Annotated in this window: 6 protein-coding genes and 3 pseudogenes; 2 read left to right on the forward strand and 7 right to left on the reverse strand. The window is 69.7% G+C overall.

The genetic code is table 11. The features are described 5' to 3' along the window. Window positions 1-17: 17 nt before the first annotated feature. Window positions 18-1,142: pseudogene (gene proW, locus ABDW59_RS13385) on the forward strand (glycine betaine/L-proline ABC transporter permease ProW); the annotation flags it as partial. Window positions 1,143-1,337: 195 nt separating this feature from the next. Next, window positions 1,338-2,276: pseudogene (proX, locus tag ABDW59_RS13390) on the forward strand (glycine betaine/L-proline ABC transporter substrate-binding protein ProX); the annotation flags it as partial. Here proX and ABDW59_RS13395 read toward each other — a convergent pair. From ABDW59_RS13395 to ABDW59_RS13425, 7 genes and pseudogenes are all read right to left on the reverse strand, one after another. Further along, the gene (locus ABDW59_RS13395; protein WP_343630336.1) at window positions 2,245-3,822 is read right to left on the reverse strand and encodes a methyl-accepting chemotaxis protein; all 1,578 of its coding nucleotides are present in this window, start codon (window positions 3,820-3,822) and stop codon (window positions 2,245-2,247) included. The pseudogene proX and the gene ABDW59_RS13395 sit on opposite strands and share 32 nt — an antisense overlap. Window positions 3,823-4,096: 274 nt before the next feature. Then, window positions 4,097-5,107, reverse strand: a complete 1,011-nt coding sequence (locus tag ABDW59_RS13400) for a hypothetical protein (RefSeq protein WP_343630337.1) — start codon at window positions 5,105-5,107, stop codon at window positions 4,097-4,099. After that, the gene (locus tag ABDW59_RS13405; RefSeq protein ID WP_343630338.1) at window positions 5,104-5,943 is read right to left on the reverse strand and encodes a DUF5672 family protein; all 840 of its coding nucleotides are present in this window, start codon (window positions 5,941-5,943) and stop codon (window positions 5,104-5,106) included. The genes ABDW59_RS13400 and ABDW59_RS13405 overlap by 4 nt, the downstream gene beginning before the upstream one ends. After that, a complete protein-coding gene (locus ABDW59_RS13410) occupies window positions 5,943-7,064 on the reverse strand; it encodes a glycosyltransferase (protein ID WP_343630339.1) in 1,122 nt (373 codons plus the stop codon). Before ABDW59_RS13410 ends, ABDW59_RS13405 begins: the two co-directional genes overlap by 1 nt. A 184-nt stretch (window positions 7,065-7,248) precedes the next feature. Then, window positions 7,249-10,401: a hypothetical protein gene (locus ABDW59_RS13415; RefSeq protein ID WP_343630340.1), complete on the reverse strand. Its 3,153-nt coding sequence runs from the start codon at window positions 10,399-10,401 to the stop codon at window positions 7,249-7,251. A gap of 164 nt (window positions 10,402-10,565) precedes the next feature. Beyond that, complete coding sequence (locus tag ABDW59_RS13420) at window positions 10,566-15,098, reverse strand: hypothetical protein (RefSeq protein ID WP_343630341.1); 4,533 nt, start codon at window positions 15,096-15,098, stop codon at window positions 10,566-10,568. A gap of 148 nt (window positions 15,099-15,246) precedes the next feature. Beyond that, window positions 15,247-20,298, reverse strand: a pseudogene (locus ABDW59_RS13425) (heme utilization protein); the annotation flags it as partial.

Genomic DNA, 20,298 nt, shown 5'->3' on the forward strand with positions numbered 1-20,298 from the left:
GAATTGAAAGGACCCCGATGAACGACCTGATCCCACCGGTCGAGCTCGCCTCGTCCGACGCCGCCAACGCGGCGATGCAACTGACCCCGCCCGCGGCGCAACCCGTGGGACTGGATCCCTGGGAGGCGATGTCCGTGCCCGCCGATCCGGCGAGTTCCAGCGCCTGGCTGGACGCGCCGGCGCAGTCTGCCGCGCATGCGGCCATGCAGGTCGCCGGCCATGCCGACGCGGCCTCGGGCTTGATGTCGGGTTTCGACCTGCATCGCCTCTTCGACGGCTCGCTGCCGATCGCGTCCTGGATCAATCACGGACTGGGCTGGGCGGTGGAGCAGGCCCGGCCGGCCTTCCAGTCCGCGCGGCTGCCGATCGACGCGACGCTGGCCTGGGCGCAGAGCCTGTTGACCGGACTGCCGGCGCTGCCGACCATCGCGGTCGTCGCGTTGCTGGCCTGGCAGTTCGTGGGCGCGCGCATCGCGGTGGGCACGGGCCTGTCGCTGCTGATCGTGTCCATGCTCGGCATCTGGCCGGAGGCGATGGTGACGCTGTCGCTGGTGCTGACCTCGCTGGTGTTCTGCGTGCTGATCGGGCTGCCGCTGGGCGTGCTGCTCGCGAGCAGCGAACGCGCGCAGCGTCTGGTGCGGCCCGTGCTGGACGCGATGCAGACCACGCCGGCCTTCGTCTATCTGGTGCCGGTGGTGATGCTGTTCGGCATCGGCGACGTGCCGGGCGTGATCGTGACCATCGTCTTCGCGGTGGCGCCGCTGGCGCGGCTCACGAGTCTGGGTCTGCGGCAAGTGCGCGGCGATCTGGTCGAGGCGGCGCGCTCCTTCGGCGCCTCGCCCTGGCAGATGCTGACCAAGGTGAAGCTGCCGCTGGCGATGCCGTCCATCATGGCGGGCATCAACCAGTCGCTGATGCTGTCGCTGTCGATGGTGGTGATCGCCTCGATGATCGCGGTGGGCGGACTGGGGCAGATGGTGCTGCGCGGCATCGGCCGGCTGGACATGGGCTTGGCGACCATCGGCGGTGTCGGCATCGTGCTGCTGGCGGTGACGCTGGACCGGCTCACGCAAGCGATCGCCAAGCCGCGCCGCGGCGCCGGACGCTGGTATCGCCGCGGTCCGGTGGGGCTGCTGCTCAAGCCCTTCTCGGGCGTCGGCCCGCGCGCGCTGACGGCGGCGCTGGTCGCACTGGGGCTGGCGCCCCAGGCCCGCGCCCTCGAAGCGCCGGCCCAGCCGCAAAGCCAAGTCATGGCGCCGGACTCGGCCGCGTCCCAGTCGTCGGTCGATGCGCAGCCGCAGCCCCAGTGGGTGGCGAAGGCGCCCGTCAATCCGCAGCCCGGTCGCGGCATCACGGTGCAGCCGCTCAAGAGCTCACTGGCCGAGGAGGCCTTCCAGACGCTGATCGTGATGCGCGCGCTGGAGCAGCTGGGCTACCAGGTCAAGCCGATGAAGGACCTGGAGCCCGCGACGGAACACCTGGCCATCGCCAACGGCGACGCCACCTTCATGGCCAATCACTGGCGCTTGCTGCACGGCCAGTTCTATGCGAACAGCGGCGGCGACGCCAAGCTCGCGCGCATGGGCGCCTACGCGGGGGGCGCGGTGCAGGGCTATCTGATCGACCGCAAGACGGCCGAGCAGTACGGCATCACCCGCATCGATCAGCTCAAGGACCCGGCGCTGGCCAAGCTTTTCGACACCGACGGGGACGGCAAGGCCGACCTGACTGGCTGCAACCCCGGCTGGGGCTGCGAGCTGGCCATCGAGCATCACCTCGAGGCCTACGGCCTGCGTGGCAGCGTGACGCACCGGCAAGGCAGCTACGCGGCGCTGATGGCCGACACCATCGCGCGCTTCAAGGAGGGCAAGCCGGTGCTGTACTACACCTGGACGCCGTACTGGGTGAGCGCCGAGCTGCGTCCGGGCCGCGACGTGGTGTGGCTGCAGGTGCCGTTCTCGGCCTCGACCGACGGCGCGGACACGCGTCAGACCAACGGCAAGAACTACGGCTTCCAGGCCGACCAGGAAGAGATCGTCGCCAACAAGACTTTTGTCGAGAAGAACCCGGCGGCGGCGAAGCTGTTCTCGCTGATGAAGCTGCCGATCGCCGACATCAACGCGCAGAACCTGCGCATGAGCGAGGGCGCGAACTCGGAACGCGACGTCGAGCAACACGCCGACGGCTGGATCCGCGCGCATCAGGCGGAGTTCGACGGCTGGGTGGATCAGGCGAGGGCGGCCATCACACGACCATCAGACCGTCGCGGACCTTGAAGCGGGAGATGACCTCGGTCAGCGCCTGGGCCTGCTGACGCAGGCTTTCGGCGGCCGCGGCGCTTTCCTCGACCAGCGCGGCGTTCTGCTGCGTGCCGCGGTCGATCGAGGCCACCGCCTCGTTGACCTGCACGATGCCGGTGCTCTGCTGCTCGGTGGACGCGTTGATCTCGCCCATCAGGTCGGTGACCTTGCGGACCTGCGTCATGATCTCGCCCATCGTGCGGCCGGCCTCGGCCACCAGCGCGCCGCCGGCGTCGACCTTCTCCACGCTGTCCGAGATCAGCGTCTTGATTTCCTTGGCCGCCTGCGCCGAGCGCTGCGCCAGCGCCCGCACCTCGCCCGCCACCACCGCGAAACCGCGGCCCTGCTCGCCGGCCCGGGCGGCTTCCACCGCCGCGTTCAGCGCCAGGATGTTGGTCTGGAAGGCGATGCCGTCGATGGTGCCGATGATGTCGTGGATGCGCTTGCTGGAGCCGTTGATCGCCTCCATGGTCGTGATCACGCGGTTGACCACGTCGCCGCCCTGGCCGGCCACCTGCGCGGCCTGATTCGCCAGACCGGTGGCCTTGCGCGAGGACTCGGTGTTGACTTGCACCGTCGCCGTCATCTGCGCCATCGAGGAGGCGGTCTCCTGCAGCGCGCTGGCCTGGGTTTCGGTGCGGTTGGACAGGTCCTGGTTGCCGCTGGCGATCTGCGTGGACGCCGTCGCGATGCCGTCGGCGGCTTGGCGCACGCTGGTCACCATGGTCGACAGATTGCCGCTCATGGCCTTGAGCGCGGCCAGCAGCTGGCTCAACTCGTCGCGGCCGGCCACCTCGATGTCGTGGCGCAGGTCGCCTTCGGCGACGGACTTGGCCAGCTTGATGGCGCGATTGAGCGGGCGGACCACCGCGCCGCTGATCAGCCAGCCCAACACGCCGGCCATCGCCGCCGCCGCCCCGGCGGCCGCGATCAGCAGCGAGCGGTCGGTGTCGAAGAGATCGCTGGCCGCGCGGGTCTCGGCGGCGGAGCGCTCGTCCTCGTAGCGGATGAACTCGTCGGTCACCGCCAGCAGTTGCGCCAGCAGCGGCCGGCATTCGTTGTTCATCTTGGTGACGGCCTCGTCCCGCTTGCCGTCCATGGCCAGACCGACGATGGTCTCGGCGACGGCGCCGTACTTCTGCTCGATGCCGTCCAGACGCTCGAACAGTTGACGATCCTTGGCGGTGGTGTCCACGCCGTGCTCCAGGTCGGCCTTGAGTTGGCCCAGCAACTCCTTGACCAGCTTGTGCGAGGCCATCACCGCTGCGTACTCGGACTTGCGGTCGGGGTCGGCGGTGACCAGCACCAGGTTGCGCGCTGCGATGGCGCGGGACTTGGCGGACGACTCCAGCCCGGCCACCAGGCGCTCGCGCTTGGCGACGCCGTCGATGTAGCCCTCGAATCGGGTGTTGGACTCGTTGAGCCAGTGCAAGGCGGCGCCGGAGACGGTCGCCACGATCACGGCCATGACGCCGAAGCCCAGCCACAGCTTGGTCTTCACCTTGAAGCTTGAGAAGTTCATGTGGATCCCCCTGATCGCTACGCTCGCATACTCGCCGACGGCGTTCCCGCAGCGATCACGAGATATTCGGCGACCGTGGCGTAGTTCTCAATGCGATTCGCGCTTGGCGTGCCGTACGTGCACGCTGAACCGCGTGTCGGGCGATCGCCTACGCGATCTCGAGCGCCAAGCAAGCGGTCGCCTTGCAGCCTCGTTCCGCCTGCTCGCGCAGGGTCCGAAACCACGACGCCCGGGTCAAACCGGGCGTCCACAGGATTGAGGATGAAGCGAGGCTTCAGGCGCCGAATGCATGCGCCACGCCGGCCACCTCGCGCTCGAAGATCATCCGCTCGCGCATCACCGCCTGCTGCGCGGGGCGGGAGAGCTCCAGATAGAGCGCGTACTGGCGCATCAGCTCGGACGCGCCGGCGAAGACCTGGTCCACCTGGTCCGGCTTGAAGTAGCACTCCTCGGGCAGCGCGTAGTCGCGCGCCGCGCCCACGTCCAGCGCGAAGACGCAGCAGTCGCGCATCAGCGCCTCGCGCGCCAGCCGGTCCTTGCCGGGGAAGTTGCCCAGGTCGATGAAGAGCTTGCTGCGGCCCAGCGCCTCGTACACCTGCGCCCGCGTCAGGCCGCGGATCAGATGCACCTTGCAGCCGGGGATGTCGCGCTCCAGCCGCGCGGCGATGGCGCCCACGTCGTAGACCACCTTGTGGTTGGCGTTGAGCGCGATGTCGGTCTTGGCCGAGCGCTCGAAGACGTGCTCGCCCTCGACCGGGACCGGCTTGCCGGGGGTGTAGTCCGACAGCGGCAGCGTGCGCAGGCAGCCCAGCGCGCGGATCACGTCGTGCGCATAGCCCGACTGGTAGCCGTGCAGCACCCGCTCGCTGCGCAGCAGGTTCATGTTGATCTTGTTGACCGACAGGTACTCGAAGGCGTTGTCGATGCTCAGCCACCAGACCATGGGCGTGCAGGGCTGGAAGTAGCGCAGCCAATGCACGTAGGTCTCGGCCAGCACTACGCAGGTGTCCGGCGTCATGGCGATCTCCTCGGCCAGACGGACCTGGTACTTGGCGTAGTCCGCCACCGTGTTGGGCCGCGGCTGCAGCTTCAGCGCGGTGCCCGCGGTCAGGCCGTTGCGGCGGAACAGATCGTCCACCGCCGGCAGGTCGCTGGGCAGCACGTACCAGACGCGCGCATCGTGACCCTGGCGGATCAGCGAGTCCGAGAGCTGATGCAGCGCCTCCGGGCCGCCGGTCTGCACGCCGTGGGGAATCAGGATGACGATCTGCTTCTTGGCGTTCATCGCGGGCTTTCGGAAGAAGGGGCCGGCGCCGCGACGGAGGTGGCGGCCGGGGAAGGATTCATGGAAGTGGCGGTGCGCGCGCCATCGGCGGCGCTCAGGCGGGCCAGGCGCTCGCGCAGGCGCTGCGCGGCGGCCGGGGCCATGGCGTCCAGGCCGGGCAGCAGGAAGCCGCTGCGGCTCTTGACGATGCGATCGGACAGGTGGTCCAGCAGGAAGTCCGGCGCCTCGCGATAGACGCCGGGCAGATGGAAGATTCCGTGGAAACCGAAGGTGGGGAAGGGCACGGCGGGGAATTCGACCGAGAAGTGCTGCGCGATCGCCTTGGGCGCGAAGCGGCAGCCCAGGCGCTCCAGCGCGTCGCGCATGGTGCGGCAGATGAAGAGATCCTCGGCCTCGGTCGGATCGCCGTAATCCAGCTGAGCGACCGCGTGCACCAGGCGTTTGGAGCGCCAGGAGAAGCCGCCGTTGCCCACGTCGTTGTCCGGATAGTTGGGCCAGGGCGCGCCGATGTAGTCGTAGTGCAGAAAGTGCGGCGAGAACTGGTCCGCGTTGAGCACGAAGCCGTCGTACTGGATCACCAGCACGAAGTCGGCGGTCAGGTGCTTGGCCAGCTCCCGCGTGATCAGCAGGTTGTACTCGGTGATCGACCGCAGCGTCGGGACGGGGATCACCGGGAGGCCGGGCCAGAGCTCGGGCTTGTCGGAATAGATCAGCACCTGGCTGAAGGGCAGCCCCTGCTGTTCCATCAGCCGCATGCTGTGCAGCAGCGCCTGGCGCGCCAGGACGTGCAGGTCGGTGTCGACGATGGCGACGGCCAGGCTGGGCTTGGCGCTCATCACATCAGGTCCAGCAACTGCTTGGTGACCGTCGCCCAGGAGAAGCGCTGCGCCAGTCGCTGGCGCGCGGCCTCGCGTCGCGGCGCCGGGGTGAGGCGCTGCTCGACGACTTGCAGCATGGCTTCGCGCAGGTCGTCCAGATCCGGCACGACGAAGGCGCCCACCGGCTGCGGCGCATCGGCGTCGGTGCCGGGGCGGCTGTGCAAGCGGTGGCAGAGCTCGGGCGGGGTGAAGTCGTCGGTGGCGCCGCCGCCGCTGACGATCACATGCGTGCCGCAGCCCATGGCCTCCAGCACCGGCAGGTTGAAGCCTTCGGCGCGGTAGGGCGAGACGTAGGCGTCGGACAGCGCGTACAGCGAGCGCAGCTGCGGCAGGTTCAGGCTGCTGGACAGCACCGAAATCCCGTCCCGCACCTGCGGCGTGTTGAGCTGGGGCGCGCGCGCGGCCATCTCGGCGAAGACGCGCTCGACGCCGATGCCATAGAGCCCTTGATGGTCCTTGAGGATGAGCCGCACCGGCAGGCCCTGCAGACGCAGTTCGGCGAAGGCCAGCAGGATCAGGTCGATGCCCTTGTTCCAGGTGGCGACGCCGACGTTGCAGAAGACGATCTCATGCGGCTGCATGCCCAGCGCGGCGCGGGCGGCCTGGCGCTGCTCGGGCGTCATCGGGAAGAAGGTGTCGGTCTTGTAGCCGTGCGGGACCACATGGACCTTGTCCGCGTCGAAGCCGTAATCGACCAGCCTGGCCTTGGACCAGCGCGTCGGCGTGACGACGAAGTCGTCGCCTTGCGTGAGCGCGGCGGGCGGCATCTCCGGCGGATCGAAGCTCTTGCCGGACAGGCCGAACTCGGTGACGACGAAGGTCGCGTTGCGGCGCGCGGCGGCCATGTCGCCCAGCCGCACCGGCGAGGCGATGCGCAGGCGCACATCCATGACCTGATCGCCGGGATCGGGCAGGGCGTCGATGACGGCGCGCTCCTCGGGGGCGAAGCCGGAGTCCAGCTTGCTCTTGTCCCAATGCGGCAGGAAGAAGGGCGCGTCGCGGTGGAAGAGCTGGAAGCGCGGGTCCTTGGCCATCTCCAGGATCTGGTTCTGGTTGACCATCGCGATGGAGTGATTCACCCCCCGCCAGCCTTCGATGCACAGTGTTTTCAACGCGGAATCCCCTTTGGACGTTCAGGCCGCGGGCCCGACGCCGGGGCGGCCTTCCCATCGATCTTTGGCCGATTGTGTCGCGCCGCGCCGGCCGACCATCTTCGGATAAGGGGGACAGGGCCGGACAACTCCGGCGCGGATCAGGCGCGGATCAGGCGGGGGCCGGCTGGGCGCGCAGGATCAGCAGATCGCGGCCGACCAGGGCGGTGTTCACATGCGCGCCCAGGGCGACCCGGCCGCCGCCGAGGAAGCGCTCGGTGAAGCCGTCGCGGCCGGCCGCCGGGTCATGCGGCGCGGCGGGCAGGACGGTGCCGTCGCCGGCCAGACCGAACTCGCGGGCGACGGGCACCGTCTCGTTGACGATCAGCGCGTAGGGCTCCCAGCTGGATTCGTCCAATTGGCGCTCGGCCAGTTGGCGCTGCAGCGCACGGATCTGCGTCTCGATCCGCCTGCGTTCGGCCGGATCGATCCCGACGCCCGGCGGCAGCGGGCGTTGCAGGACCGCGAGCTGTTCCATCAGCGCGTTGATGCGCTCGCCGGCTTGAGGCGTCAGGCAGCGCGCTTCGATGTAGACCCGATTCGCCGCGGGCGGCAGGTCCAGCACCTGCTGCAGGAAGCCGTCCAGCGCCTGATCCCCCCCTTGAAGCTGCCCATCGGCAATGCGTCCGCCCAGTCGCGGCACCCAGTCGGCACGCAGGCGGTCGACGGTGCGGATGAAGTCGTCCCGCACGCCGATCTCCCGGTACTTCAGCGATTGCCGCGGCCGGACCTTGCCGTGCTCCGTCGTGATGCGCGTGCTGCTGCCATTGGCCTGCAGCACCAGCTCGGTCTCGACGCCGACCTTGTGTCGGCCGAACAGCGCCAGGTGCTGCCCGGTCGGCAGCGGCACGGTCGGGTGCGTGACGCCGATGCTGGCGCCCATCCCGACGGCTTTGCGGGTGCCGTCGCCTTCGGCCGTCACGCGCGAGGCGCCGCCCGTGTCGCGTGATCGCTGCTGGTCGAGGAAGGTGTGCTTGACCCCGACACCGGCGGTCGCCAGCGCATTGAAGCCCAGGCCCAGGCCCGCCGCGGCGAAGCCGTCCAGCGACAAGGCGACCTCGGCCGTCCTGGCGCGGCCCTCGTTCCAGCCGAAGGAGATGTCACGGTGATCGCCGATGCGTTCGACCATACGCGCCCACATGGCGCCACCGTGCGCGGGGCGTTGGTCGGGCGGCAGATCGGCGATCTCGAAGACCGCATTCACCACGCGCTCGCCCATGCCGCGCCAGTCGGTGGCGGTCAGGCGCGCGGCCTCCTCGGGCGGTAGCTGGCGGTGCTCCTGGCCTTCCCGGCTGGTGCGGATCATCAAGCCCTTGGAGACCAGGTGCGAGCCGCCCAGCCGCGCCATCGCCTGCGCGGTGACGCCGACGGGGCCGAACTGCGCGCCGGCCCGCACGCCCACGCCGGCGGAGCCGCTCAGCTTGCGTTCGCTGCCCAGGAAGATCAGGCCGGTGCTGCTGCTCGGGCCGGCCTTGAACACGGCCGCCCGCGTGTGGTCGACGCCGACATCGACCACCGGCGTGATGCCCAGCGACGCACCGCCCACGCCCGCGATGTCGGCCACGCCGTAGCCGACGGTCGCGCCTACGCCGTGCCGGCGGCCGTCGCGATAGGTCGACACGTCGTTGCCGGTGACGACGGCATTCATGATCTGGCGCAGGATCTCGCGACGCCGCGCGGGCTCTGCGCCATCGAACTCGCGCTGCATCTGACGCAGCCGCTCATCCAGGCGTGCCTGTTCCTGGGCGGCGGCCTGGGCCTTGGCCTCGGCCCGCGGGTCGCCGCGGTGATCGGGGATCAGGCCCAGGCGCGAGGCCAGGGGCTTGGACTCGAGCAGCGTGCGCAGCGGCGTCTTGTCCTTCCCGGCCAGCCGGCGGGCGAGCTGGACCGGCGCCCGCAGATGGTCGCGGACGGTGGGGCGCTGGCCGAGCGGCGTGCGGCAGGCCAGGTCGATGTAGCGGATGAACTTGCGCAGCCGCTTGGCCATCAGATGGAAGTCGGAGCCCTGGCCGCTTTCGGTGAAGCCGTTGCGCAGAGCGACGGCGGCGGGCTTGAGGTCGACGGCGCGCTCGGGCTCGCCGCGTGCGCGCTCGCGATTGGCGTGGGCATGGACGAACGCTTGGGCGGCGAGGGTCATGGGGTGCTCAGCCACATGCGGTCCGCCGCGGCGGCGCCTGGCATTGCCGGTTCCCAACCAGGTCGGGTCGAGCAGATCGCGGCATTGCGGGTGCTCGTCGAGCGCGGCATGAATGTCCGCCGTCGACCGGGGCCCACCGACCGGCAGTCCCAGCCTGATCAGCGCGTCCTCGGCGCGCAGCGCGAGCCGGTAGTGCTCGACCGATTGCTCGGCCAGGGCGCGATCCCGATCCTGCGCCGGCGGGAGAGAGACGCCCTGCAGGTGGAGCAGCGCCTCGAAGCCGCCGGCGGTCGAGGCCAAGGCGCGTCGCATTTCGCTGGTCAACCGCTTCAGCCCCAAGGTCGGGCGATCTGCCGATGCGAACGCGGGCGCGTCGTCGCCTTTGCTCTGGGCGGTCGTCGTCGGCTTTGGTTGCCGTGACGTCGGCGCGCGCGGCTTGACGGCGACGCCGGACAAGGGCGGCGGCGGCTCTCGCAACAGCATCTCCAGAATCACGGCCGCCTTCGCCGGATCGTCGGTCAACGAGCGCAGCGTCGTGGCGATGAGCAGCGCGTGCTCATGGCTCAGCGGGTGCCTGTCGGGGCGATCGGTCGCCTTGGATGCGCACAGCGCCAGCAGCGCGCGCGTGAGCGGGCCGGTGGCGGGCGCCGCGAACAGGCGGCGGATCTCCGCGCTGAAGGCGACCGCGGGCGAGCAAGCAGGCGAGTGGGGAGACGAGGTCTTGTCCATCACTGAGGGCGAGGCTCCCGCTGCCGCTGGTCGGCGCGTGACGCCGATCCCAGGTCCGCGCTTGCCGATGATCGCCTCGAGCGATCCCTCCGGCGGCCGCCCCCGCGCCGACGAGGTCGGCGCCGCGCTCGTCAAGCTCATGCCCAGCGGGCCGCAGGAGACGCTCACCTGGACCGGGGCCACGCGTGAGCGCAGGCTGCGTATTGGGCGGCGCAGCGCGTCGGCGATGCGCTCGGCGCGGGTCCGCTGCGGGGCGGGCGCCGGCGCCTCGTCCGTACCGCGGCCTGGCGTGTGAGCGTCGACGGTCCGCGGATCGAGGGAGGGCGCAAGGCCTGTCGGAGCATCGGGCACCGGATTCGCTGCACAGCCCTGACCGCGGGAGAGGAAGTTGAACCGCATCGTCGTGCTCCTGAAGCGACGACGGGCCTGGGAGCGGCGGTGGGGAGGACCGGGGCTGCGACCGCGTCATCGGCGGAAGATGTGGTGCTAGTGACCACCCGGGCCCGTGGCGTTCGACGGACAACCCGTGGGTTCCGTCACGGCCCCCCAGGCTTTTCAAGCGATCAGATCAGCGGGCCGTTGCCGTCGTCGTCGGCGAGCTTGCGCAAGGTGGCGTGGATTGCCGCCATCGCGGCGTGATGCACGTGGCCGTCGGCTATCGCGCCGGAGGTCGGCCCCGAGATCGAGCCTGAGGCGGTCGCCGATCCCGCGGCGGCCGCGCTGTCCGGCACGACCGAGGCGCTCGGCGCGGCCAGCAGGTCGGACGCGGCGAGGTGGACCTTGACATCGACGACGCTCGCGCTCGCGGAGGAGGCCGAGGACGCGGCACTCGCCGCATCCGCGGCGCCGTCCGACGCGCTCTTCGAGAACCACACGTCGCCCATCTGGTGCGTGACGCCGTCCGCCGTCTTGTAGCCGGAGATCAGTCCGATCACGTTGCCGTTGTCGACGATCGCGCTGGACTTGGCCTGCAGGTCCAGCTCGACGATGCCCAGTTCGGCCAGGGTCTTGAGCTCGCCGGTGTCGGTCTTGCCGTCGCCGTTGGCGTCGACCCAGAGCCGCAGCTGGCTGAAGCCGGCGTCCAGCGCGCTGAGGATGTGGTCGCCGTTGCCGTCCATCGCGGCCATGGCTTCGTAGCCGTTGGCCGCGTGCTTGCCGTTGGCCAGGATCGTGCCCGTGCCGAAGAGCTCCGCGCCCGAGTCGATCTGGCCGTTCCCGTTCAGGTCCCGCGCCAGCAGCGCGTTGCCGCCGGCCATCCAGCCCCATTGCTGGCTCTGGCCGGTGTTGTTCATGTCGAAGCTGACGCCGTGTTCCGCCGATACCGTGCCCAGCCCGTGGCCGTCCAGGTTCAGCATGATGGGCGTGGCCAGGAACAGCGCGTCCAGCTGCTTGCCGGACATCGCCTGCAGCGCCTCGCTGGAGAAGGCCAGCACCTGGTCCATGTTCAGCGCGGCCAGATCGGTGGTCTCCAAGCCGATCACCGCGTTGCTGGTGATGGCGTGGATCTGGTCCACCGTCAGCGCCTTGGCCTGATCGCGGCTCAGCGCGGCCAGTTCGTCGCTGGCCATGGTGGCGAAGCCTTCGGACGAGATCGCCGCCACCTGCGCCGTGGTCAGCGCCGTCACCTGAAGGCTGTCCAGCGCGGCGATGGCATCGCTGCTCATCGCCGCGATCGCGGCGCTGGACAGGTTGTGCAGCACCTGCGTGCCCAGGCCGTGGATCTGCTCCGCGCCCAGGCTGGCGAAAACCTCGGTGGACAGCGCGTTGAGCGTCGTCGTGGTCAGCACATGGAAGGCCGAGGACGTCAGCGCCATGTAGTCCTCGGAGCCGAAGCCCGCGAGCTGCGCGGTCGTCATTTCCACCAGCTGCGTGCTGGTCATCGCATGCACCTGGTCGGTGGAAAGCGCGGCGAAGTCGGCCGCGCTCATGACCCGGATCGCGCTGCCGCGCAGCAGCCCGAAGTCCTGCGATTCGATGGCCGCGATCTGGTCGCTGCTCCAGGCCAGCACCTGCACGTTGGTCACGCCCAGCATCTGCGCCGTGGTGAGCGACACGATCTGGTCGGTGCTCATCGCCGCGGCCTGCTGGTAGGTCAGGTTGCCGACCTGGTCCGCGCGCAGGGCGGCGACCTGATCGGCGCTCAGCAGCGCGATCTGGTCCGAGCTCATCGCCCGCAGCGCCGTCGAGTGCAGCACCGCCAGGTCCTGGGTCTCGATGGCGGCCAGATGGGCGGCGTCCAGCGCCGACAGCTGCGACGAGCGCAGCGCGGCGAACTGCGCCGTGGTCAGCGACGCGATCGCATCGGTGGACAGCGCCTCCAGCTGCAGCGAATTCAGCGCGGCGACCTGCTTGGGCGACAGCGCCGCGATCTGCGTCAGATCCAGCGACCCGAACTGCTCGCTGCTCATGCCGATGATGGCGCCCGTGCCCAAGCTGGCGACCTGGCTGGTGCTCAGGTGGGTGATCTGGTCGGCGGTCAGGCCCAGCAGCTGCTTGGAACTCAGCGCGGCGAGCTGCGCATTGCTGAAGGCCGCCAGACTGTCGCCGCTGAGCGCGCCCAGCTGCGCGGAGCTCAGCCCCAGCAGCGCCCGGGTGTTCAGGCCGACGACGTCCGCGACCTCCAGATTGGCCAGCTGATCCGCCCGCATCGCTGCCAGCTGCTTGGACGAGAGGACCGCGAACTGCGCCGAGTCCAGCGCGTTCAGGTCGGCCTGCTCCAGACCGGCGATCTGCGTCGTGGTGAGCGAGGCGACCTGGTTGGTCCGCAGCGCCGCGAACTGCTCCGGCACCAAGCCGTTGAGCTGATCGGTGCTCAAAGCCTGCAGCGCCTGCGCGGTCAGGCCTCGCACGCCGTCGGTGGACAGCGCGTCGATCTGGGACGGCGACAGCGCGGTGACCTGGTTGGTCGACAGCAGCGAGATCTGCGCGCTGCCGAAGGCGCCGAGCTGATCGCGGCTCAGCGCATGCACCTGCGCCGTGGTCAGCAGGGTCAGGAAGGTCGGCTTGACGGCGGCCAGCAGGTCCGGCGTCAGCTGGCCGATCTCGTCGGTGGAGATGGCCGCCAACTGGTACGAGGTCAGCGCCGAGAAGTGCTGCGAGCCCAGCGCGTTGAGCGTGTCGTGATCCAGACCGCGGACCTGGGCGGTCGTGAGCGCGGCCAGCTGCGCGTCGCGCATCTGCGAGACGCCCACCGGTCCCAGCGCGTCCAGCTGCGCGTCGGACAGGCCGCGGATCGCCAGCGTGGTCATACCCTGCAGCGCCGACGGGCTCAGCGCGCTGAGCTGATCGGCGGTCAGGCCGGTGATCTGCAAGGTGTTCAGCACGCTGGTCTGCTGCGAGGTCATCGCGCCCACCAGGGCCACGTCCAGCGCCTGCACCTGCTGGCTGCTGAGCGAGCGGATCACCGTCGCCGACAGCGCGCCGAAGTCGGCCGATTCCAGATGCGCGACCTGGTCGGTCGTCAGGCCTCGGAACTGTTGCGAGCTCATCGCCGCGAACTGCGCCGTGGTCAGCGTGTTCAGGTCCTCGATGGACAGGGCGGACAGCTGCGCCGTGGTCAGCGCGCGCACCTGTCCGCTGGTCAGCGCGGTCAGCTGATCGGAGTTCAGCATCTCCAGCTGCGCCACCGACAGCGTCGCGATCACGCGGGTGGACAGGTGCTGGATCGCGTCCGGCGTCAGCGCGGCGAGCTGCGCATCGGTCAGATCACGCAGCTGCGCGGTCCCGAGCGCGCCGGTCTGCGCACTGGACAGGGCGGCGACCTGGTCCGGATCCAGCGAGGCCATCTGCGCCGCGGTCAGGCCCTTGAGCGCGGTGCTGCTCAGCGCGGCGAGGTCTTCCGTGCTCAGCGAATGGAACTGCGCCGTGCTCAGCGCGGCGAGCTGGCTGGAGGTCAGCGCCGCGATCTGCGCGGTCGAGAAGGCCGCCAGGTCGTCGGTGTCGAAGGCGGCGAGCTGGCGCGTGGTGATCGCGGCGATCTGCACCGTCTTGAGCGCGCCCAGCTGCTCGGCGCTCATCGCGGCGAGTACGTCCGGCTTGAGCCCCGCCAGCGCCATGCTGGTCAGCGAGCGCAGCTCGTCGGTGCTGAAGGAGGGCAGCTGCGCGGTGTTCAGGCCGATCAGCTGGGACGAGGTCAGGCTGGCGATCTGCGTGGAGCTCAGCGCGTCGAGCTGCTCGGAGCTCAGCACCGACAGCTGGCGCGAATCCAACGTGCGCAGGCCCTTGGTGCCGATGGCGGCGAGATCCTCGCCCTCGAGCACCGCGACCTGCGCGGTGCTCAGCGACTTGATCTGCAGCGTGCCGATGGCGGCGTACTGCTCGGTGCTCAGCGCGATCAGCGCATCGCTGCTCAGCGTGCGGAACTGCTGGCTGGTCATCGCGCCGACCTGCTGGCTGGACAGCGACTGCACCGCGTCCGAGGACAGGTGCGAGACGGCTTCCGTGCTCAGCCCTCGCACGGCACCGGTGGTCAGTGCCTGCAGCGCGGCGGTGTTCAGCGTGCTCAGCTGATCGCCGTTCAGGCCGCGAGTCTGGCTGCCGCGCAGCGCGCCGATCTGATCGGTGCTCAGGGCGTTGAGCTGCTCGCTGCTCAGCGCGCCCAGCTGGACCGTGTTGAGCACCTGCATCGAGGTGGTGCTCAGCACGGCGACTTCATCGGTGGTCAGCAGCTGGACCTGTTGCGTGCCCAGGCCGCGGATCTGCACCGAGGACATGGCGCCGACCTGCTGGCTGTCCAGGGCGCTGAACTGGTCGCTGGTCATGCGGCGCAGCCGGTCCACCGTCAGCGCGGGCATCTGCTCGGTGGTCAGCGCATGGATCTGCTCGGTGGTCAGCACCGCCAGCGCATTGGTCGTCAGCGTGCGCAGCGCGCCGGTGTTCAGCGCCTGGATGTCGGCCGTCTCCATCGCCGACAGATGGCCCGAGGCCATGAAGCTGAGCTGGCGCGCGTTGAGCGCGCTCACCTGCATCGTGGTCAGCGCCACGACCTGGTCGACGCTCAGCAGCGCCCATTCCGCGCCGGTCAGCGTCGCGAGCTGGGCGGTGGTGAGCGCGGCGATCTGGTCGGGGGTGAGCGATCCGACGTCGAAGGTGGCCATCTGGAGTCGAGTACTTCGGGGAAAACTTCGGAGAGCCCAGGCGGCTCGGGGAGGGAACCCGGGGTCTGCCGTTTGCGGCCGTGGGGACGGGCCCCGGGCCGCAAACGGCAAACCGGGGGCGCGAGGCCCCCGGTTCCGGCGCGGACGCTTAGATCAGCGCGCCCGCTCCGTTCTGGTCGTCGTCATGCAGCTTCTTGTAGGCCGCGCTCATCACGTCCGGATGGACGGTCTGGTCGGTCGTGCTGGCTGCCGTGCCCGCCGCGGCGGCGACGGTCGCGGTATGGGTCGTGCCGCCGGCCAGCAGGTTGGCCTCGGGCTGGGCGAGCAGGTCGCCCAGCTGCGGTGCCGCCGCCGTCGCCGCCGTGGTGCCGGTCGCGGTGTGCATCGCGCCGTCCTTGGCGAACCACACGTCCGTCATCTCGTGCGTCGTGCCGTCGGACTTGGTGTAGCTCGACACCAGGCCCAGCACGTTGCCGTTGTCGACCTCCGTGCCCTTGGTCGCCGACAGGTTGAGGTCGGCGATGCCCAGGTCGGCCAGGGTCTTGAGCTCGCCCGCGTCGGTCTTGCCGTCGTGGTTGGCGTCGACCCAGACCTGCAGCTTGCTGAAGTCCGCGTCCTTGGCGTTGATGTGGCCGTCATGGTTGGTGTCCAGCGAGGCCAGGGCGGTGAAGCCGTCCAGACCCTTGCGGCCGTTGACCGTGGTGCCGGCGCCGAAGAGCTCCGCACCGCTGTCGATCGTGCCGTTGCCGTTGCGATCCATCACCAGCAGACCGTCGTTGCCGCCCACCCAGCCCCACTTGTCGGTGTTGCCGGTGGCGTTCAGGTCGAAGTTCACGCCATGGCTGGCCGACAGCGTCTGGATGCCGTTGCCGTCCAGGTCCAGCACGATCGGGCTGGCCAGGAACAGGGCATTCAGTTGCGGGTCGCTCAGGCCGCTGGTCTGCGCGGTCGTCAGGGCCAGCACCTGCTCCATGTTCATGGAGGCCAGGTCCTGCGTGTCCCAACCGACGAACTGATCCGAGTTCATCGCCAGCAGCTGGTCGGTCGTCAGACCTTGCACCTGCAGCGTGGTCAGCGCGTGGATGTCCGAGGAGTCCAGCGCCAGGATCTGGTCCGTCGTGAAGGCGTGCATCTGGGCCGAGGTCAGCGTCGCGAAGTGGGCGCTGGTCATGCCGTTGATGTCGTCCGTCGTCAGGGCCGCGATCTGGTCCGTGCCCAGCGCGCGCAGCTGCGCGGTGCTGAATTCATGGATCTGGTCGCTGGTCAGGGCCGCGATCTGGTCCGTGTGGAAGGCGTGGATCGCCGCGGTGCCCAGGGCGTGGATACCGTCCGTCGTGATCGAGGCGATGTCCGCCGTCTCGATGCCCACGACCTGCGCCGCGCTCACCGCGCTCCACTGCGACGAGGTCATCGCATGGATCTGGTCCGAGGTGAAGGCCGCGAAGTCGCCCGAGTCGAAGGCCACCAGGTTGACGCTGCTGATCGCCGCCAGGTCGCCGCTGTCGATCGCCATCACCTGGTCGGTGGTGAAGGCGTGCAACTGCGCCGAGTTCATGGACACGATCTGCTGCGAGGTCAGGGCCTGCACGTCGTCGGTCGCCAGCTGGCTGACCTGGAGCGTGCTCAGCGCCGCGACCTGCTGCGTGCTCAGCGCCGCGATCTGGTTGGAGTCCAGCGCTTCCAGCTGTGCGCTGTCCAGCGAGCGGATGGCCGCGGTGCTGAGCTGACGCAGGTCGGCCGTCTCGAAGGCCGCCATCTGGGTCGTGGTCAGACCGTCGACCTGGGCCGAGGTCAGCGCGCCGGCTTGTGCCGTCGTCAGGGCCACGATCGAGTCGGTGCTCAGGGCGCCGATCTGGGCCGAGCCCAGCGCCAGGATCTGGGCGCTGGTCAAGGCCGCGACGTCGTCCGTCTCCATCGCCGCGACTTGCGTCGTGGTCAGGGCCTGCAGCTGGCTGTTGCTCAGCGCGCGGATCTGGCTGCTGGTCAGCGCGTTCAGGTCGTCACTGCTCAGGTTGGCGATCTGGCCGGTCGTCAGGCTGGCGACCTGCTGGGTCGTCAGCGCGGCGATCTGGTTGGAGTCCAGCGCGTCCAGCTGCGTCGAGGTCAGGGCGCGCAGGGCGGCCGTGTTCAGCGAACGCAGGTCCGTGGTCTCCATCGCGGCCATCTGGTCGGTCGTCAGACCCAGCACCTGGGCGGAGGTCAGCACCGCCGCCTGGGTCGAGCTCAGGGCCACGATCGAATCGGTGCTCAGCGCGCCGATCTGCGCGGAGCCCAGGGCGATCAGCTGATTCGTGTTCAGCGCGGCGACGTCCAGGCTCTCCATCGTGGCGATCTGGCCGGTGGTCAGCGATTGCAGCTGCTGCGTGGTCAGGGCTTTGATCTGGCCGCTGGTCAGCGCGTTCAGGTCGTCGCTGGTCAGGTTGCTCACCTGGCCGGTGGTCAGGGCGGCGACCTGGACGGTCGACAGCGCGCCGATCTGGTCGGAGTGCAGGGCGTTGACCTGGTCGCTGGTCAGGGCGCGCAGGGCGGCCGTGTTCAGCGCCTTCAGATCACCGGTCTCGATGGCGCCCATCTGGTCGGTCGTCAGCCCCAGGACCTGCTTGCTGGTCAGCGCGCCGACCTGCGTGGAGGTCAGGGCCTCGATGGCGTCGGTGCTCAGGGCGCCGACCTGGGTCGAGGTCAGGGCCGCCACCTGGTTGGTGTTCAGCGCCTGGACGTCGGCGGTTTCCATGGTCGAGACCTGGGCCGTGGTCAGCGCGGCGACCTGGGCGGTCGTCAGCGCCTTGATCTGCGCGCTGGTCAGCGCGTTCAGGTCGTCGCTGGTCAGGTTGCTGATCTGGGCCGTGGTCAGGGCGGCGACCTGCGCGGTGGTCAGGGCGGCGATCTGGTCGCTGCCCAGGGCCTCCAGTTCCGCGGTGGTCAGCGAGGCGACTTGGCCGGTGGACAGGGCGCGCAGCTGGCCGGTGGTCAGCGCGGCGAAGTCATCGGTGGCGAACTGGCTGATCTGCGTGGTCGACAGGGCCTGCACCTGCTGCGAGGTCAGGGCTTCGATCTGGTCGGAGCCCAGCGCCTGCAGCTGGTCGCTGGTCAGGGCGCGCAGCGCGGTGGTGGACAGGGACTTGAGGTCACCGGTCTCGATGGCCGCCATCTGGTCGGTGGTCAGACCGGCGACCTGCTTGGTCGTCAGCGCGGCCACCTGGCCGGAGGTCAAGGCCACGATCGCGTCCGTGCTCAGCGCGCCGACCTGGGCCGAGCCCAGCGCGGCGATCTGCGCGGTCGTCAGCGCCTGGACGTCGGCGGTCTCCATGGTCGAGACCTGGGCCGTCGTCAGCGAGGCGACTTGCTGCGTGCTCAGCGCCTTGATCTGGCCGCTGGTCAGCGCGTTCAGGTCATCGCTGGTCAGGTTGCTGACCTGACCGGTAGTCAGGGCGGCGACCTGCTGGCTGGACAGCGCGGCGATCTGGTCGGAGTCCAGCGCGTTGAGCTGCGTGGAGCTCAGCGAGGCCAGGGCGTTGGTCGTGATCGACATGATGTCGCCGGTCTCGATGGCGCCCATCTGGTCGGTGGTCAGACCCGCGACCTGCTTGCTGTTCAGCGCGGCGAACTGGCCGGAGGTCAGCGCGACGATCGCGTCGGTGCTCAGGGCGCCGATCTGGGCCGAGCTCAGCGCCGCCACCTGGTTGGTGTTCAGCGCGGCGACGTCGGCGGACTCCATGGTCGAGACCTGCGTCGTCGTCAGCGAGGCGATCTGCTGCGTGCTCAGGGCCTTGATCTGGCCGCTGGTCAGGGCGTTCAGGTCGTCGCTGGACAGGTTGCTCACCTGACCGGTGGTCAGCGCGGCGACCTGCTGGGTCGTCAGCGCGGCGACCTGGTCGGAGCCCAGCGCATCCAGTTGCGCCGAGCTCAGCGAGGCCAGGGCGTTGGTACCCAGCGCCTTCAGGTCGCCCGTTTCGATGGCGGCGATCTGGTCGGTGCCCAGGCCGGCGACCTGCTTGCTGTTCAGGGCCGCGACTTGCGTCGAGCTCAGGGCGACGATGGACTCGGTGCTCAGCGCGCCGAGTTGGGCCGAGTTCAGCGCGGCGACCTGCTGGGTCGTCAGCGCCTGCACGTCGGCGGATTCCATCGCGGCGACCTGCGCCGTGGTCAGCGAGGCGATCTGGGCGGTGCCCAGGGCCTTGATCTGACCGCTGGTCAGGGCGTTCAGGTCGTCGCTGGTCAGATTGCTGACCTGACCGGTGGTCAGGGCGGCGACCTGCACGGTCGACAGGGCTTCGATCTGGTCGGAGTTCAACGCGTTCAGCTGGTCGCTGGTCAGGCTGCGCAGGGCGGCCGTGTTCAGCGACTTGATGTCGCCGGACTCGATGGCGCCCATCTGGTCGGTGGTCAGGCCGGCGACCTGCTTGCTGGTCAGCGCAGCGACCTGCTGCGAGCCCAGGGCCACGATCGAGTCGGTGCTCAGCGCGCCGACTTGCGTGGAGCTCAGCGCCACGATCTGGTTGGTGCCCAGGGCGGCGACTTCGGCCGATTCCAGGGTCGCGATCTGACCGGTGGTCAGCGCGGCCACTTGCGCGGTGGTCAGTGCCTTGATCTGCGCGCTGGTCAGCGCGTTCAGGTCATCGCTGGTCAGGTTGCTGATCTGGGCCGTGGTCAGCGCGGCGACCTGCTGCGTGGTCAGGGCGGCGATCTGGTCGCTGCCCAGGGCCTCGAGCTCGGCGGTGCTCAGCGAGGCGATCTGACCCGTGGTCAGGGCGCGCAGCTGGCCGGTGGTCAGGGCGGCGAAGTCGTCGGTGGCGAACTGGCTGATCTGGCCGGTCGTCAGCGAGGCGACCTGGGTGGTCGTCAGGGCTTCGACCTGGTCGGAGTGCAGCGCGTTCAGCTGGTCGCTGGTCAGCGCGCGCAGCGCGCCGGTCGACATGGCCTTCAGGTCGCCCGATTCGATGGCGCCAATCTGGTCGGTGGTCAGGCCGGCGACCTGCTTGCTGGTCAGCGCGGCGACCTGCTGCGAGCCCAGGGCCACGATCGCGTCGGTGCTCAGCGCGCCGACTTGCGTGGAGCTCAGCGCGGCGACCTGACTGGTGTTCAGCGCGGCCACGTCGGCCGTCTCCATCGTCGACACCTGGGCGGTGCTCAGCGCGGCGACCTGGTTGGTCGACAGCGCCTTGATCTGGCCGCTGGTCAGCGCGTTCAGGTCATCGCTGGA

This window comes from Roseateles sp. (assembly GCF_039595295.1).
Classification (GTDB): domain Bacteria; phylum Pseudomonadota; class Gammaproteobacteria; order Burkholderiales; family Burkholderiaceae_C; genus Roseateles.